This window comes from Algoriphagus vanfongensis DSM 17529 (assembly GCF_000429465.1).
GTDB classification, from domain to species: Bacteria; Bacteroidota; Bacteroidia; order Cytophagales; family Cyclobacteriaceae; genus Algoriphagus; species Algoriphagus vanfongensis.
The window spans coordinates 350,155-367,560 of the sequence record NZ_AUBX01000009.1; the positions used below are offsets into that span (position 1 = coordinate 350,155).

The 17,406-nt window shown below is 43.3% G+C and carries 14 protein-coding genes; 9 read left to right on the forward strand and 5 right to left on the reverse strand.

Annotated features, from left to right (window positions below; genetic code table 11):
- Positions 1-114 precede the first annotated feature (114 nt).
- Positions 115-480: a hypothetical protein gene (locus G460_RS0102760; protein ID WP_026953940.1), complete on the forward strand. Its 366-nt coding sequence runs from the start codon at positions 115-117 to the stop codon at positions 478-480.
- 12 nt (positions 481-492) lie between these two features.
- Here G460_RS0102760 and G460_RS0102765 read toward each other — a convergent pair whose 3' ends face one another.
- Both G460_RS0102765 and G460_RS0102770 read right to left on the reverse strand, forming a co-directional pair.
- Positions 493-2,217: a DUF2207 domain-containing protein gene (locus G460_RS0102765; RefSeq protein WP_035463785.1), complete on the reverse strand. Its 1,725-nt coding sequence runs from the start codon at positions 2,215-2,217 to the stop codon at positions 493-495.
- On the reverse strand, positions 2,217-2,768 hold the full coding sequence (locus tag G460_RS0102770) for a LemA family protein (protein WP_026953942.1): 552 nt from the start codon (positions 2,766-2,768) through the stop codon (positions 2,217-2,219). The genes G460_RS0102765 and G460_RS0102770 overlap by 1 nt, the downstream gene beginning before the upstream one ends.
- Before the next feature lie 397 nt (positions 2,769-3,165).
- Between G460_RS0102770 and G460_RS0102775 the strand changes: the two genes are divergently transcribed.
- The 7 genes from G460_RS0102775 (at position 3,166) to G460_RS0102805 (ending at position 8,394) form a co-directional block, all read left to right on the forward strand.
- Entirely contained in the window at positions 3,166-4,335 is a 1,170-nt protein-coding gene (locus tag G460_RS0102775; protein WP_026953943.1) for a pyridoxal phosphate-dependent aminotransferase, read from the forward strand.
- A 9-nt stretch (positions 4,336-4,344) separates the two neighbouring features.
- Entirely contained in the window at positions 4,345-5,484 is a 1,140-nt protein-coding gene (locus G460_RS0102780) for an AEC family transporter (RefSeq protein WP_026953944.1), read from the forward strand.
- Between the two features lie 149 nt (positions 5,485-5,633).
- Positions 5,634-6,023 carry a heme-binding domain-containing protein gene (locus tag G460_RS0102785; RefSeq protein ID WP_026953945.1) on the forward strand — a complete coding sequence of 130 codons (390 nt, stop codon included), beginning with the start codon at positions 5,634-5,636 and terminating at the stop codon, positions 6,021-6,023.
- The gene (locus G460_RS0102790) at positions 6,024-6,488 is read left to right on the forward strand and encodes a heme-binding domain-containing protein (protein WP_026953946.1); all 465 of its coding nucleotides are present in this window, start codon (positions 6,024-6,026) and stop codon (positions 6,486-6,488) included.
- 121 nt (positions 6,489-6,609) lie between these two features.
- The gene (locus G460_RS0102795) at positions 6,610-7,104 is read left to right on the forward strand and encodes a hypothetical protein (protein WP_026953947.1); all 495 of its coding nucleotides are present in this window, start codon (positions 6,610-6,612) and stop codon (positions 7,102-7,104) included.
- An 82-nt stretch (positions 7,105-7,186) separates the two neighbouring features.
- On the forward strand, positions 7,187-7,699 hold the full coding sequence (locus tag G460_RS0102800) for a hypothetical protein (RefSeq protein WP_026953948.1): 513 nt from the start codon (positions 7,187-7,189) through the stop codon (positions 7,697-7,699).
- A 2-nt stretch (positions 7,700-7,701) separates the two neighbouring features.
- The gene (locus G460_RS0102805; protein WP_026953949.1) at positions 7,702-8,394 is read left to right on the forward strand and encodes a cyclase family protein; all 693 of its coding nucleotides are present in this window, start codon (positions 7,702-7,704) and stop codon (positions 8,392-8,394) included.
- Positions 8,395-8,403: 9 nt separating this feature from the next.
- On the opposite strand, the gene G460_RS0102810 is transcribed toward G460_RS0102805, so the two are convergent.
- A complete protein-coding gene (locus tag G460_RS0102810; protein ID WP_026953950.1) occupies positions 8,404-10,062 on the reverse strand; it encodes an amidase in 1,659 nt (552 codons plus the stop codon).
- A gap of 426 nt (positions 10,063-10,488) precedes the next feature.
- Between G460_RS0102810 and G460_RS0102820 the strand changes: the two genes are divergently transcribed.
- Complete coding sequence (locus G460_RS0102820) at positions 10,489-12,666, forward strand: S9 family peptidase (protein ID WP_026953951.1); 2,178 nt, start codon at positions 10,489-10,491, stop codon at positions 12,664-12,666.
- 114 nt (positions 12,667-12,780) lie between these two features.
- Here G460_RS0102820 and G460_RS0102825 read toward each other — a convergent pair whose 3' ends face one another.
- Positions 12,781-14,220: an efflux transporter outer membrane subunit gene (locus G460_RS0102825; RefSeq protein WP_026953952.1), complete on the reverse strand. Its 1,440-nt coding sequence runs from the start codon at positions 14,218-14,220 to the stop codon at positions 12,781-12,783.
- Entirely contained in the window at positions 14,217-17,384 is a 3,168-nt protein-coding gene (locus G460_RS0102830; protein WP_026953953.1) for an efflux RND transporter permease subunit, read from the reverse strand. The genes G460_RS0102825 and G460_RS0102830 overlap by 4 nt, the downstream gene beginning before the upstream one ends.
- Positions 17,385-17,406: the final 22 nt, after the last annotated feature.

The following is a 17,406-nucleotide window of genomic DNA, read 5'->3' on the forward strand; positions in this document are numbered from 1 at the left end:
TAATTCAAAAGTAAAAATGAGGTGAAAGCAACCGGATTTACTTCTACTTGTATCGACTTTGTCCCCGGCATCGTATTGGATTTATAGTTTACGTCTACTATCTAATTATTTAATATGCGAAAATTACTTTTACCCTTACTTGTGATTTGTCTTCTGGCAGGCTGTAAAGAAGACGAGCAGCCTGATTTAATCTGCGGGGTCCAAAACCCGGCAGAGGAAATAGCTTGGGTCAAGGAGCTTGTCCAAGATATGGAAAGCTCGGAGTTTAGTCGGGAGTATTCCTATCTCCGAAGTGGAGTCTATGATGGTGAGACCTATTTGTATGTAGGCAACTGCTGCCCAAATTGCTACTGGGTACCAGTCATTTACAACTGCGAAGGGGAAGTCGTAGAAGATCCTGATTTTGGTATCTATGACTTGGTGGATCTGCGAATGATCTATCATTCCGAAGCTAGCATCTGCGATTTTGATGAAGATTGAGGCGGTTTGACATTACCAGCTGCCGCCGCCGCCGCCGCCGCCACCGCCTCCAGAGAAGCCACCACCACCACTGCCGCCACTCCATCCACCGCTCTGCTGGGGAGGTGAGGCGGTACTGCTAAGCGAGTTGGATAAGCTGGAGTTGAGACTATGGCCAAAGTTGCCAAAGGATGCAATCGGTCTGTTGTACCATATAGGATGATAAGTGCTCGGTGCCAGCGTGGAGCTTTTGAGAAACTGCTCAAACTTTTCTCCCCAGACAGACTCCACATCCAATGCAATCGCATAGGGAAGGTACTTTTCAAATATTTCTGGAGTCATTCCAGGTGGATTGAAGTGTTGCAGTTGCCTCTCCTCAGCAGCGCCTAGATACATCTCAAAACCTTCGATTTCTGCCCGTAGTTTGAGTTTTCGCTCAGCTGGTTTTCTGATCAACCATTGATACACGAGAAAGATCAAAACATTCGCTATGCAGAACAAAATCAACAAGATGGTTTTACCTTCATAGACAAAGTAATCTTGAAAGCTGATGGCCAAGACAAAGTAGGTGATTCCTACTAAAATCGGGAAAATCCAGAATTTGAAATTCAAGCCTTGATAGATCAAAGAAGACCATTGTTGCTTGATTTCTTTTTGAAAACTATCCAATGCTTTTTTGATAGAAGAATCATATTTCCCGTCCAATTCCACTCTGTTATGGGAAGCAAAGAGTTTTTCCAGAATTACTTTTTCTTCTTTGGGTAGCTCCTCATCCATATTTTTGACCATCTCAAGTATAAATCGATGATTTTTAAACATGCCCAAAAATCCTTTGCTTGTATCATCCTTGATTAGGATGTAACCTTTGATAGCTAAGTTGACCAAAGAAGCCGTCGCAATATCCTGCCAGTAATATCCTTTTTTTACCATTGCGATAGAAGCAGGTGAAAGTCCAGCAGGAGGATCAAAAAGTGGGATCACTGTAGGTTTGGGAGGGTCAATCCCAAATTTGTACCAGGTCAATCCATAATATATAAGTAAGATCAACCCAATGAAAGCAGCTAATAGCTGTCCTCCATATCGCTGTGTCCAACTCGGAGGTGGGGGGCGTGAAATTATCCCCGGAGTGAATCCCACAGCAATGCTCAGATTGTCTCCAAGCTTTGTTTCTGTTGTCTCAAAATAGACCTCATCACCTTTGATTTCATACCTGCAATTTTGAGCGGTACTGCCGTAAGGGCCCGTGTAGCAACTAGTCTGAATAGTGCTAGCTCCCGAAGGCAATTGGATCTGTGCACTGATTTTTTCTACGATGAAATCCCAGTCCGTTCCGTTGACATTCCAGTAGAGTTCATCATAGCCTTCGAAAAAGCCGATTTGGTATGGAATCTCATAGCTGATCTCATAGTGGTAGGTGCCGGGATCCAAAAATATATCAGATTTGCCTACGTAGATGACAAGCTTTCCTCCCTCATTTTCGGTGTGAAATGGAGATTCGGCTCCATCTCTATAAACGGCTATGTTTTGCCAATCATTTTGGATAGACGTCCCTTCGCGGTCTTTTCTGCTAGTGGGCAGTCGCCTCACGATCCCTCTCTTCCCGTCCAGCTGGGTAGTGTAGGTGATTTTCTCGCTGACCTTCAGTGTACCATCCTCTTTGATCTCTATATCCGCATGAAAATTACTTATTTTCTCAGACTGAGAAAATGAAGAAATTGAAATCAGCAAAAAGCTTAAAAAAAGAACTATTCTCCTCATCAGAACTTGACTTGTGGCACGGTGCGCTCAGCTTCATTGTCTAGCTCAAAATAGCTGCTCTTGCTAAATCCAAACATGTTTGCAAATAGGTTGCTGGGGAAAGATTCAACTAGTGTGTTTTTGTCGCGAACGGTACCGTTGTAGTAGCGTCTTGATTTTTCAATATCCTGCTCGATGCCGGATAGTTCCTCCTGAAGATGGAGAAAGTTGGTATTGGCTTTCAGATCCGGGTATCGTTCGGCTACCGCAAAAAGGTTGACCAGTGCTTTACTCAATTGATTTTCTGCCTGCTGTTGTGCATCTACCGAGTTGGCTGATTGCGCCATAGACCTTGCCTTTGTTACATTCTCAAAAGTTTCCTTTTCATGACTTGCATAGCCTTTGACAGTTTCGATCAGGTTGGGGATAAGGTCATATCTTTTTTTCAGTTGCACATCGATCCCGCTCCACGCTTCTTCTACTAGGTTTTTGAGCTTGACCAAGCGATTGTAGATCCCGACTCCATAAAAAATCAATAAGATGACTACCAATCCTAAAATGTATCCTATCATAACAGTGTGTTTTTTGTTTCAAAATAGGGATTTTTCTCCAATAGCACCTCAATAATCATCCTCTGTTACGAAGGCTCATGTCGTTTTTTTTAAACATGCTGGGAGAAAAGCGAACTATCAATCCTGAAATATTCAAAACTGGATGGAGCAGGGTTGAAAAATAGCTTCAAATAAAAAATATTTTGTAATGTGGTGTATAAATGGTTTTAAAAACTATTAATAATACTTAGATTTCTGTCAAAATAAGAAAAGTAGGGTTAAAAATGACTTATGTTTTTTAAAAACCTTGCAACCTGCCCAAAATTCCCTTAGTACTTGCGTTCCGGATCCTCAATCTGGATGCAAGTCGAGTTGAGATCAAAATACCATTTTCAGAATAATCAAAACCCAACCCAATATGAATAAATCTATGAACCGTAGAGATTGGCTGAAAGCCGGTTTTCTAGCAGCCGGAGGATTGGCAAGTGCTCCAGCTCTTGCTTTCAAAGGAGCCAAATTGCATACGCATGCTCCAGGTAGTGTGATCCAGGAGATGCTGCCTATTTTTCCTTTTGATGAAAGTAGGATGATGGCACGTCTCAATGCCAACGAAAATCCTTATGGTCCCTCTCCCAAAGTAGTTAAGGCGATCGCAGAGTCTGTAAGCTTGGGAAATAGATATGGTCATGGTGATGCTGCCAAGCTAATCGAAATGATCGCTGAGAAAGAAGGTGTCAAGCCTGAAAACATCATGCTCGGGCCCGGATCTACCGATTTGCTTGAGAAAACCGCATTTGTGCAATTTCAACATGGAGGAAATATCGTAGCAGGCGATCCCTCTTACATGTCTATTATGAACACGACACAGGCATTGGGTGGCAATTGGAAAGCTGTACCGTTGACCGCTGATTATGCGCATGATTTACCAGCTATGGCCAAAGCAGTGGATGCCAATACCAATTTGGTTTATGTCTGCAATCCGAATAATCCTACCGGTTCTATCACCGATGCGGGAGCATTGAAAAAATTCTGTACAGAGGTTTCGGCCAAGGTCCCTGTTTTCGTGGATGAGGCTTACTTGGAATTTCTGGAAAAACCAGAGACTCAGACCATGGTAGGCCTAGTAGCAGAAGGCACAGATGTGATAGTCGCCAGAACCTTCAGCAAAATCCATGGAATGGCAGGTTTGCGAATCGGCTATATCGTGGCAACTGAAGAGCGTATCGAAACGATCACGGAAAAAGTCAGAAGTACCATGGGACTATGCGTCACTTCACTCAAGGGAGCTATTGCCAGCATGCAGGAGCAAAATTTCCTTAGCCAGTGCAAGTCCCAGAATACAGAATGCAGAGAATATGTGTGGGATGAAATTACAAAGTTGGGTTATGAGCCGATTCCTTCCCATACCAGTTTTATGATCTTTCCGATTGCAATGGACGGGAAAGAGTTTATGAAAAACATGTATGAGGGTGGAGTAGGTATCCGGACTTATCAGATGTACGATCAGTCTTGGTGCAGAGTAAGTATGGGAACCCATGACGAACTCGCCTACTTCTTGGAAACTTTCAAAAAAGTCACCAACGCTTAATACTACCCAATGCCGATTGCCATTCAAAAAACCCTTTCCTTGCTCTTGATGATTCTTTTGGGCTATCTGCTTAGATCCAAGCTGAATCAGGATGAACATCGAAAAGGAATGAAAGTAGTGATTTTGGACCTAGCACTCCCTGCCATGATTTTCGTGGCTTTGATGGGAGTGCAGTTAGAGAGCGACTTACTGTTGCTACCACTGATGGTTCTTTGCTGGAATGGCATCATGCTGGCTACCAGTTATTTTGTTTTGCCATGGATGGGAATAGAGCGCTTAAGTCCTCAGCATAGGACATGGATGATGCTATTCCCATCATTGGCTCCCGGTCTTTCCTGTTTTCCGTTTTTGATAGAATACTTGGGGGAGGAAGCTCTTGCATGGGGGGCATTGGCAGATGTAGGGAATAAGGTATATGTCTTATTACTAGCTTACATGATAGCGATGGCCTGGTATTATCGCGTTCAAAAAATCGGAGGTCAGTCCAGTAGTAGTAAGATCAAGGAATTGCTATTGGCTATGGTCAAAGAACCCATCAATATGGTTTTGATTGTAGCAATCGTACTGCTGAGTTTGGGCTTGAATATGGATAGTCTGCCCGGTTTTCTGGGGGAAACTATCCTTATGATGAAAAACATCATGACCCCGCTGGTGCTCTTATTTATAGGGATGTCCGTGATCCTCAAGTGGAAGCAGATCCAATCCATTTTTTCTCTCCTATTATTCAGAGCCGGTGTCAGTTTGATGATCTCAGGTTTCATTCTTTATTTCTTTGAGCTTCCCAGCAGTGCAGCCGCCTTAGTATTGGTTGTATTTCCACTCTCAAGTGCTTCTTTTTGGCCTTTTGCACATATGTCCTCTGTGCATCAGCTCGAATACCAAAAAGAAAGTACAAACCATACCTTTGATCTAGGGCTTGGTATTAATATTCTTGCTGTATCCCTTCCTTTTAGCACCCTTCTCATTTTAGGGATTTTTAGTGCAGGGGAGGTTTTTGTAGCAGCCAAGCCTGTGGTGTTATTAGGATTGGGATTATTTGTATTGCCTTTGATACCTAAAATGGTTGTTTGGGCCAAAAATCTTGATTTTGATTTTTCCCTTCCAAAAAATCCTACTTACAAGGATAGTACGTCTCAAGAAAGGGGTTAAAACTGGCCTTAAACCACTTTCTTGGACTATCGATTATTCTGAATTGTTTCTATTTGTAATAGATATACTTGGAAATAATTCGATTAAAAACCTTATTGTGTCATCCTGACGTATAAAAACAAAACAATCCATAATTAACCCATTTTCTTATGAAGAGACTTTCACTTATTCCCATTGCAGGCTTAGTAGCTGTCCTATTTTTCCAGGCAGCTCAAAAGCCAGAATTCGAGTCCCACCCTGAACTGGACGAAGCTAAAATGCCAGCAAAAGTCAAAGCGGTGGTAGAGCAAAAGTGCTACGGTTGCCACAATGCTGAGTCCAAAAGTGATAAAGCCAAAAAGAAGTTGGACTGGGATGAATTTGAGGCAGCTAAAAAGTCCAAGCAATTAGCAGCTATGGCCGAGATCAATGAGACTTTGGTAGAAGGCGAGATGCCTCCTAAGAAATTTTTGGAAAATAAGCCTGAAGGAAAGCTGACAGAAGAAGAGCTTCAGATATTGCTAGACTGGAGCAGTGGTAAGAAAAAGAAGGATGAATAAATGAAAATCCTTCGATACCTTTTATTGGGACTGGCCTTGGTGCTGATTATCATCCAGTTTGTACCCAATGAACTCCCAGCGGTAGAAATGAACAATCCATCAGATCTTTTGGCCACGGATCAAGTGGATGGAGAAGTTGCCAATCTCCTGAAAGCTGCCTGCTATGACTGTCACAGCAATTCGACCAAGTACCCTTGGTATTCCCACGTAGCACCAGTTTCCTGGTTAGTTGCCAAAGACACCCGGGAAGGTAGGGAAGAAGTAAACTTTTCCAACTGGTCAGACTATGATATGATGGATCAGTTGAAGATTTTGGATGATGTCTATTCCGAAGTGGAAGAAGAACACATGCCTCTTCCTATCTATATCACGATGCATTCTGAGGCAGATTTGACTCCTGAGCAAAGACAAAAAATCATGGCTTGGGCCGAAAGTACCATGGATATCATAGCAGAGGAGGAGTAATCCATACTATCAAATAATGCAAGACCTGTGAAAGTATTTTTTACAGGTCTTTTTTTTGAATCTTTTTCTGTCTTTTCAAACTCACGATTAAAAATATCGTTTTTATCAAAAACTCCTTCCTATGCTAAAAAGACTAGCCATCATTATTTTTCTTTTAGCCAGTAATTACATTTTTGTTCCTGTTGCTCTGGCGCAATTGACTTCCATCACCAATAGGCTGGGTGGATCCTCTACCACGTTTGACATCACTTCCAATGGCGCGGAAAGGGTTTATTTTGATCAAGTTATCCTTAAAAGAGGAAATAAAACCATGTATCTCACCAATGATAATGGGGCGGGATTAGGATATGAATCCTTCCATTTGGAATTAACAGTGGACAAGAAGTTTGAATCAATAGTATCAGAGAAAAGAGCAACTAGAAATCACTGGCAACTCATTTTCTATAAAAAAAATGGAGTGGAGCTTACCACGATTTATATCCCTGATGATCAGGTGAAATATCTGAGTAACCCTGAAAAATCAATGAACTTTTACAGCTTTGATTTGACGGATCTGCCCATGGTTGTTTTCGATAAAACCAGTAGCATTGATATAAAGTATCTTCGGAAAGAGTAATTTTTTTCTGATGACTTTGATCTAGTAGATGTGGTTTTTTAACCCTGATATTTTTGAATACGTAGGAATAACTAAACTCTGTATGATACTAAAAAAACTAACAGCGATTCTTATTTTCCTTTCCACTACTTACCTGTTTAATTCAGAGTTGCTCGCTCAGAATTTAAGCGATAAACTGGGAGCATTACAAACTGAATTTAGTTTATCTTCCTACGGACAGACCAGAGAAATCGTCGAACAGTTTATTGTCAAAAGAGCAGAGAAAATAGAAAATGTCAGTTCATCAGCTACATTCGGTTATGCCTATGGGCTTGGTTTGGGCTACGAATCATATCATCTGGAAATTGTGGTTTCTCGAAAACTAGAAGTAGTAGAATCTGAAATGAAAAAGGATCAGTGGAATTGGGAACTGAGCTTTTTTGACAAGGATGGAAAAAAGCTATACAACACCAAATTGCCCAATAAGCAAATCAAAGCTTCGAGCAATTCTGATAAGACTTTACACTATTATTCAATTGATTTACAGGGGATACCTTTAGCGCCTTTAAATCATACGCAGCATGTGGATTTGTTTTACTACGGAAAACTGGATTAGTAATGCCCGAAATCATTGATTTAAGTCAGGAGATTTTTGAAGGAATGCCTGTGTTTAAAGCTCTGCCTCAGGTGAAAATGGAAATTCATGTCAGTCACGAAGATTGGGAGGGGATTCCAAATCCGGAAAACCCAACTCCCAGTGTTCATAGATTGGAAATGGGAGAACACACCGGTACTCATGTCGATGCGCGCAATCACATGGCCAAAGAATATGTGGGCCACTCCATAGAAAAGATGCCGCTGACTCAATTTTTCACTTCTGGATTCTGTGTGGACTTTAGGAAGAAAGGACTTCAGGAACTGATCACTAAGAATGAGCTGATATCGGCTATTCAAGCTTCAGGTGAGCAATTGGAAAAAGGGGATACCTTATTGATCTGTACAGACCACTACAAGAAATACTTTCAAACTGAAAATTGGCCAAAGGGTCCCGGAATCGATGCAGCGGCAGCTGAATGGCTGGGTGAAATGCAAATCGCAGCCTTCGGTGTAGAGACGATGAACCCAGGAGTCAGTGGTGTATCCAACCGCCAAGTTCATGAGATCTGTGGGCACTACAACTACACGCACTACGAAAACCTGATCAACTTGGACCTTTTACTCGGAAGAGGAAGGTTTCGGTTCATCGGTCTCCCTCTCAAAATCCGTAGAGGAACAGGCTCTCCTGTTCGTGCAGTGGCAGTTTTTGAATAATAATTCAGATCAATCCACAAAATCAGGTGGATGCATTTCATCAAATTCCGTCAGATCCTGATAAGCTTTTGCAAAAGCGACCAAAGCGCCTTCACCATAGAGATTGCCAATGAGGGTGAAGCTGGTCGGTCTGTTATTTTCATCAAGGCCATTCGGAATAGAAATCACGGGATGCCCCGTCAGATTGGTCAGCAATAGCTGCCTACTTCGGTTGGTCGGAGCAATAATCACATCATACTCTTGGAAAAGCTTATTCACTTCTTCGATCAATTGTCTTCTTTGGCGATTGGCTTGAAGGTATTCGACGGCTGGGATAAACCGGGCTTGCCGAAGTGATACAGCCCGCGATCCTCCGTGTTGTTCTACCATTTCGTCCACTTCACCTGAGCGGACCAATACATCAAAAAAAGCGCCTGCTTCTGCCCTTAGGATGATGTCAAAAGCCGAGTAGGGGAAGTTTTCTGGCAATTCCAAGGAGTCCATTTCTACACCCATTTCCTGAAATACTTGCAGACTTTCCCAGGTGTTCTTTCCAAATTCAGAGCTGTCCGACTCAATGTCCTGTTTGAGGTAGGCAACTTTAAAATCTTTGATATCCTTCGTGGGAAATGAAAAAGGAACCTCATTGGTCGAGGGGTCCTGCCAATCTTTGCCATAAATAGCCTCCAGTACAATCGCACAGTCCTCCGCATTTCTAGCCAGTGGTCCTATCTTATCCATAGACCAGCTGAGACTCATGACTCCATAGCGGCTGACTCTACCATAGGTAGGTCTTAATCCTGTCACGCCGTTTCGCGTTGCCGGGCTGGTGATCGATCCCAAGGTCTCAGTGCCCAATGCAAAAGGAACCAATCCCGCAGAGGTAGCAGAACCTGATCCTGCTGAGGAGCCACTGGCTCCTTGAGTCAAGTCCCAAGGGTTTTTTGTTTTTCCTCCAAACCAAACATCTCCCCGGGCCAAAGAGCCAGATACCAATTTAGCGATCAGCACTGCTCCTTGCTCTTCCAGTTTTTGGACTACCGTAGCGGTATAGTCGATCATCTGATCTTTATAGGGCTCTGCTCCCCAGGTGGTGGGATAGTCCGCCACAGCCATCAAATCTTTTACCCCATAAGGTATTCCATGCAATATTCCTCTGTATTGCCCGGCAGCGATTTCCTGATCGGCTTTTTGAGCCTGCTGCATCGCCAGATCTTCTGTCAAAGTGATCACAGACTCAAGTTTACCATCATATTTTTTGATCCGGTCTATAAAAAGCTTTGTCAATTCCACGGAACTGATCTGTTTGCTTTTAAGTAGGGAAGCCAATTTGGGAATCGGGTAAAAGGCCAATTCCTGAAGGTTTTCAGGCAATTCTATACCTTCCGGAATTTCAAAACTAGGGGCAAGACCAGCTTCTGGCAGCTGGAATCCCAAAGGATGGGGATCAAAAGTTACCGCAGGAAATGTCTCATTGGAAACCTCATAAGCTCTCAGACTATCATAGCCCCTTTTGTTTCTTTCCAGATAGCCATGCATACTCTGGATGTTTTCTTTCGAAAAATCCAATCCTATCAGTTTTTCACTACTTTTGATGTCTTTTTTTCTAAAAGTATGCTCCTCCGATTTACAGGAGATAGTAAGACTGGCTAGGCTGATAAGCCCCAATAGTGGGTAGATTTTTTTCATAAAGTGAGGAAAATGATAGGTTCTTGGCGATTTGAGCCTGAATTTTAAACTCGATTTCTATAGTTCTTCAAAATATCAAATTCTTCCTCAAGGAAAAATGCTTATGATCTAATGGGGTTATTTTTTATCTGAAGTCTGCATAGCCCATACTTTCAAATCTGCTATGGAACAATTTAGAATTTTACCGCTTCCCATGCGGACAGTTTGCTTTCGTCCATGGATGATTTATCCATACCCATCAAACTGAAAAGATGCATACTGGTGAATATGCAGATCGTCAAAAATCATAAAAATGAATTCTTTCCATTAAACCTCTTTTTGCCCCATCATCCTCCTCAATTTTCCGATCAAAATGCTTTGGTTTTTACTAATGACTAGCTTTTCATAGGTTGATTATTATTCAATCAATATTTGACCCCAACCACCATGCAGAATGCCTTGAAACTGAAAGCAGGAATACTCTCTTTCTGCTTTTATCTATGTCTCTGGTCCCTTCAGGCTCAGGACAAAAAGCCGGTTCAACTCAGTGATATGACCAAGATAGTCACCGTTTCCAATCCGGAGATTAGCCCTGATGGCGCCTCCCTGATTTTTGCAAAGAATTTTATGGAAGCCAATAAAGACGGAAACTATGAGTATAAAAGTCAGCTTCTGAAGATGAACTTGAGCGATCCATCTCAGCTCAAAGTACTCAATAGCCCGACGTATGATTTGTCCAACTTCAGCCTGTCTCCAGATGGGAAGAAACTGGCCTTTACCAAAGGCTGGGAAGGCAAAGCCCAAATCTGGATTTTGCCTTTGGACGGGGGAGAAGCACAGGTCTTGACTTCCGAAAAATACGGAGCCTCCTCTCCGGTGTGGTCTCCGGATGGCAGCAAATTGCTCTTTTCCTTTTCTGTGCCTGAATGGGCAATCGACGGAGATCCTACTTGGGACAATCCAAGACCAGGTAGAACCTATGGCGATGAGCCAAATTATGCAGCGATCAAGGAAGGGCTGGAAAAAGAAAATGTGAAGCCCGATATGGATGGGGATGTGTCTGAGCTACGCGCCTGGTTGGCAAAGAATGCCTCCAAGAAGGATCCTCAGGTAGTTGATCGTCTCAATTTTCTCGGCGAGAGAGGCCTATCTACCGATATTAGCTTTAGACATTTGGGAGTTTATGATCTGACTACCGGTCATTCAGAAGTACTGACGTCTGGTTACCAGAGTTTTGGTGGAGCGGAGTGGGCTCCTGATGGATCTTATATTCTGACCGTAAGTCTTGAGTATGAGGGGCATCCTGACTACACCATGGATTTGAATTCCGGTATTTACAAAGTCATGCTTTCTGACAAATCTGTCAGTACCTTCTTGGCTTCAGATGATTATAGATATACCGGAGCTACCTTTTCTCCCGATGGAAAAAGCCTCTTGATCTATGCCCAGGATACTGAAGACAGAACATTCAATCAGAGTCTATTGGGAATTGCCAAACCCGATGGAACTTCTATCAAATGGTTTACCGAGGACATTGACAGAAGGTTGGGAGGTTCCAAATGGACTGATGATAGCAAGGCGATTTATTTCGCAGGTGCCAATGAGGGGGGAACGACTTTGTACAAAGTGCAAGCTTCCAATGGGAAAGTAAGTAAAGTGATCACTGGCCCTGTGGGTGTGGGAGATTTTGATGTTCAAGGCGAAAAACTCGTGTATTCTTTGATTCAGGTTTCCAATCCCAATGAGCTCTATCTATCCGATCTAGAAGGTAAGGGACAAAAAATGCTGACTGACTACAATGCCAAATGGCTGGCCGATCGCTGGGTTTCCATGCCTACGGCTCATGAAGTCAAAGTGGATGAGTTTGATGTGGACTTCTGGGTGATGCCTCCTTTCGGACAAAAAGAAGGGGTGAAGTATCCAACCTTATTGGAAATGCACGGTGGCCCTACTGCTATGTGGGGACCGGGCGAACTCAGCATGTGGCATGAATTCCAGGTGTTGGCAGGCCGTGGTTATGGTGTGGTCTATGCCAATCCTCGTGGTAGCGGAGGTTATGGAAAAGACTTTCAGAAAGGAAACTATCGGGACTGGGGAGATGGTCCAGCGAAGGATGTTTTGGCAGCATTGGATGAGGCTGGAGAATTCTATGAGTGGATCGATGAAGACCAATTGGTATTGACCGGTGGATCGTATGCAGGCTATTTGACAGCTTGGATCGTGGGGCATGATCACCGCTTCAAAGCAGCTTTGGCACAGCGAGGAGTCTATGAGCTCACGTTCTTTATGGGTGAGGGAAATGCCTGGAGATTGGTGCCCAATTATTTTGGCTATCCTTGGGAAGAGGGTGCCAAAGAAATATTGGATTACAACAGCCCTCAAACTTATGTTCAAGACATTCAAACACCTTTGATGATTTTCCATGGAGATAGTGACTTGCGAACAGGCGTTCGTCAATCGGAGCTTTTGTATAAAAGCTTGAAAATCCTCAACAAACCAGTAGAGTACATTCGCTATCCGGAAGAAGGACATGAACTATCCAGATCAGGGGCAGTACAAAGAAGGCTGGATCGAATCGGAAGAATCGTCGAGTTCTTTGAGCGCTATGTGACGCATCCTGAATAATTCAGAAACTAGATACGGTTTGGATCTGCTCGAATCATGAGAGCTTAAACCCTAAAAAAAGGCTATCTCAAAACCGTTTGAGATAGCCTTTTTGCTAGAAGATAAGTTTACTTTTTAATTCCATCCGCCTCCCAGTGCTTTGTAAAGCTTCACATTTGCCTGAAGTCTGGATGCTTTCAAATCAGCCAGTTCAATCGCCGATTCCAAGGTTCTGCTTTGCGCGTTGATCACCTCCAGATAGTTGGCATAGCCAACAGAGAATAGAGTGTTGGAGTGCTCAATTGCCCTTTCTAAAACAGAAACTTCATACTGTTTCATTTTCAACTGTTGATCATAGGTGTCCATTTGATTGATCAGATCCAGCACTTCCAGGTAGGCATTTAATGTCTTCTTTTCGTACTCCAATAAAGCAATCTGCTGATCAGCTTTGGCGACTTCATAGAGAGATCTGATTTCTCTTCGGTTGAATAATGGTGCAGTCAACCCAGCACCAAACTGATAGATGCCGGATCCTGGACTCAAAAACAGCTTACTGAAATCAAAGGCATTGAATCCCGCCATTCCAAATAAATTGAAAGAAGGGTAAAAGGCAGCTTTGGCGGCATGAACATCCGCCTTGCTTGCTTCCAATTGCATCTCAGCTTCTTTCAAATCTGGCCTATATTGGATCAGCTCAGCAGGAAGTCCTGTTTCCAGATCAGTTTGTGCGGTGATCGCTTGATCTAGCTTCATTCTTTCAAATGAAAAATCGAGTGTTCCTACTAGTCTTGCCAAATTGTATTCAGCACTCTTCAGTTCTCTGTTTTTAGCTTGCAATTGAGCTTTAGTGTTCAGTACCAGAGCTTCAAACTGATCGATTGCCAGCTGATTGGCTTTTCCTCCTTCTTTGAGTTCGGTGATCAATTGTAGCGCCAATTCCTGAAGACTGATGTTTTCTTTCAAAACTTCGATTTCTTGATCTATGGCCAGTAAATGATAGTAATTGGACGCTACTTCAGAGATCAACCATGTTTGTATGCTTCGGCTCATTTCCTCAGATGCCATCAATCGGGCCACTGCAGCTTTTTTCCGGCTTCTCAGCTTACCCCAAACATCAATCTCCCAGGAGAATTCAGCACCGACCACGAAATCCTTATAAGGCGACGGGATCTTTTTGTCTGCGGGAACATTGTCAGATAGATTGGTGTCTGCATTACCCACACCATCCATCGTATACTCCCCAAACTTTCTCTGAGCAGCACCAGCATTCAGAGAAATTGAAGGAAGGATACCTCTTTTAGCTCTCAGCATAGACGCTCTTGCAGCATTGATTTTCAACAAGGTCTGCTGATTGTCCTGATTATTATCCAGAGCTGCCTGAATCAGAGATTTGAGTTTTTCATCTTGGAAAAACTCCGTCCATACAATCTGAGAGCTATTGGATGCACTATCCAATACAGCTGTTTCATAGGTTTCTGGCAAACTTAAACTTGATTCAGGTAATGAATCTTGCTGTACTTTACATCCGGCCAGAAGGACGAAAGACAAGGCGATTTTTAAAGTCTTGGATCTCATAGTTCTAGTACCGGTTCTTGGTTTACTGTAGTTTGTCTCTGTGATTTTTTAGCTTTCATTTTGGTATCAATGGTTTCAAAAACCACATACAATCCAGGAATCAAGAATACTCCGATCAAAGTACCGATAAACATCCCGCCGGCTGCAGCAGTACCGATGGTTCTGTTACCAATGGCACCTGCTCCCGAAGCGATAGTCAATGGTATCAACCCACAGATAAAAGCGAAAGATGTCATCAAGATTGGTCTTAGTCGTTCGACACCACCTTTAATCGCACTTTCTAGGATTCCCAAACCTTTGTTACGGTTTTGGATGGCGATCTCGATGATCAGGATGGCATTTTTGCCCAGCAACCCAATCAACATGACCAGTGAAACCTGCGCATAGATGTCATTTTGCAAGCCAACCAAATTCAAGAAGAAGTAGGAACCGAAAATCCCTGCAGGAAGTGAAAGGATCACAGAAAGAGGTAGCATATAGCTTTCGTACTGCGCTGCCAACAGCAAATACACAAAGACCAAACAGATCAAGAATATATAGACAGCCTGATTTCCGGAAGCGATTTGCTCCCTGGTAATACCGGACCAGTCAATAGAGAATCCTCGAGGCAAGGTTTGCAGAGCAACTTCCTCTACAGCTTTGATGGCATCACCTGATGAATAGCCTTCTGCTGCTTCTCCAGACACCATTGCTGAGCTAAACATATTGTATCGGGTCAGCTGCTCTGGTCCATAGACTCTTTCCAAACTCACAAAGTTGGAATAGGGAACCATCTCCCCATCCTTGTTTTTGGCAAACATGGTCAATAGTGATTCCGGAGAGGTTCTGTATTCCGGAGATGCTTGGATCATCACCTTATACATCTGTCCGTATCGGATAAAGTTGGAAGCATAGAAACTACCGATATAGCTCTGCAGAGTGGCCATGGCATCTTGAACAGACACACCAAGCTTGGCCGCTTTATCATGATCCACACTGATCATAAACTGAGGGAAAGTCGGGTCAAAGTTGGTGAAAACAGCATCCAATTCTGGGCGGTCATTCAGAGCCTGAACAAACTCTTCCGTCACCAAGGCCATATTATCTAAATCACCTCCGGACTTATCCTGAAGTCTCATTTCAAAACCTGAAGCATTCCCAAAACCCGGAACTGGTGGAGGCGCAAAGAATTGGATATCTGCACCTTTGATGTGGGCGGTTCTTTCAGAGTAATCAAGAATCAATTCATTGACACTCATTTCTCGTTGATCCCAAGATTTCAAATTGATCATGCCCATCCCGTAGGAGGCTCCCGCTGTTTCTGTCAACAGGGAATATCCAGCTAGGGTTGAGACTGTTTCTACCTCGTCCAAAGGCAATAGAGCCGCTTGAACTTGATCCATAATCTCCGTGGTTCTATCCACCGTAGCACCTGGAGGTGTAGTGACATTCACATAGATCATCCCTTGATCTTCATTTGGGATAAAACCTGTAGGAACAATGGAAATCATCCCGTAAGTCAAGGCAAAGAAGACAAATAATGCTCCAAAGGTGACGGCTCTTCTACCTGCTGTTCCTGAAATGATATTGGTGTATTTGCCTGCCAATGCATCGTACTTCGCATTGAACCCATCAAAGAATCGCTGCATAGCACCTTTCTTCTTGTTTGGATCATGGGACATCGGCTTCAGCATCATCGCGCACAAGGCAGGAGAGAGCGTCAATGCATTAATCCCTGAAATCACAATGGCAATGGCCAGTGTCAAAGAAAACTGCCTGTAGAAAATCCCTACCGGCCCTGAAAGGAAACTTACCGGAATAAAAACTGCAGACATGACCAAAGTAATTGCCACGATTGCACCACCGATTTCTTTCATTGCTTCGATGGTTGCATCAAAGGCGTTGAGATGGAGATCATGCATTTTTACGTGCACAGCTTCCACGACAACAATGGCATTATCCACAACAATACCAATCGCCAGTACCAATGCAAATAGCGTCAATAAATTGATCGAGAAGCCAAATAGTTGCATGAAGAACAGCGTGCCGACCAAGGAAACTGGTACAGCAATCGCCGGAATCAAAGTCGATCTGAAGTCCTGTAGGAATAAGAATACGACAATAAATACGAGGATAAATGCTTCGATCAATGTCTTGATCACCTCATGAATCGATGCATCTAGGAAGCGGCTCACATCATAAGAAACATTGTAGGACATTCCCGGAGGGAAGGAGCTACCCTCCAATTCCTCCATTTTGATTTTGATGTTCTCGATTACTTCACTTGCATTGGAGCCAGGTCTTTGCTTAAGCATGATGGAGGCAGAAGGTCTTCCATCAGTCATGGACATCATGTTGTAGTCCAGTGCATCAAATTCAATGTCGGCCACATCTTTCAATTTCAAAAGAGAACCATCCGGCAGAGCTTTAAGAGTGATATTTCTGTATTCCTCTTCATCATTGAATTTACCCGTGTATTTCAATACATATTGCAAAGCTTGGGGGTCCCGGTCAGATGAAATCCCTGATTTACCCGGAGCTGCTTCCACGTTTTGGTTCTGGATGGCTTCTGTCACATCCTGAGGAGAGATATCATAGGCGGCTAGACGATCTGGCTTCAACCAAACCCGCATGGCATAATCTTTCATCCCCATGATTTCAGCAAAACCAACCCCGTCAATCCGCTTCAGTTCAGGAAGGATATTGATATCAGCAAAGTTGTAAACAAACTTCTCATCCTGTGCAGGATCGGAGGTGATCAAGTTGAGGTAAAGCAACATGCTGTTTACCTCTTTTTCAGTCATCACACCGGCACGGATTACTTCTTCGGGCAATTCATCGACTACCGTCGCTACCCGGTTTTGGACGTTGACAGCAGCTTGGTCGGGATCTGTTCCTACTTGGAAAATAATAGTGATCAAAGTGATCCCTTCATTGGTATTTACGGAATACATGTATTCCATGCCCGGCACACCATTGATGGCTCTTTCCAGAGGAGTAGCTACAGCTTTTGCCAATACCTCGGCATTTGCACCTGTGTATTTGGCAGTCACTGTCACAGAGGGCGGGACGATGTCTGGGAACTGGGTGATCGGCAATGAGGTCAATGCCAGCAGTCCCAATAGGGTAATAAAAACCGAGATGACCGTCGAAAGAATCGGTCTTCTGATAAATAATTCAAACATAATGGGTACTAATGTGGTGAGA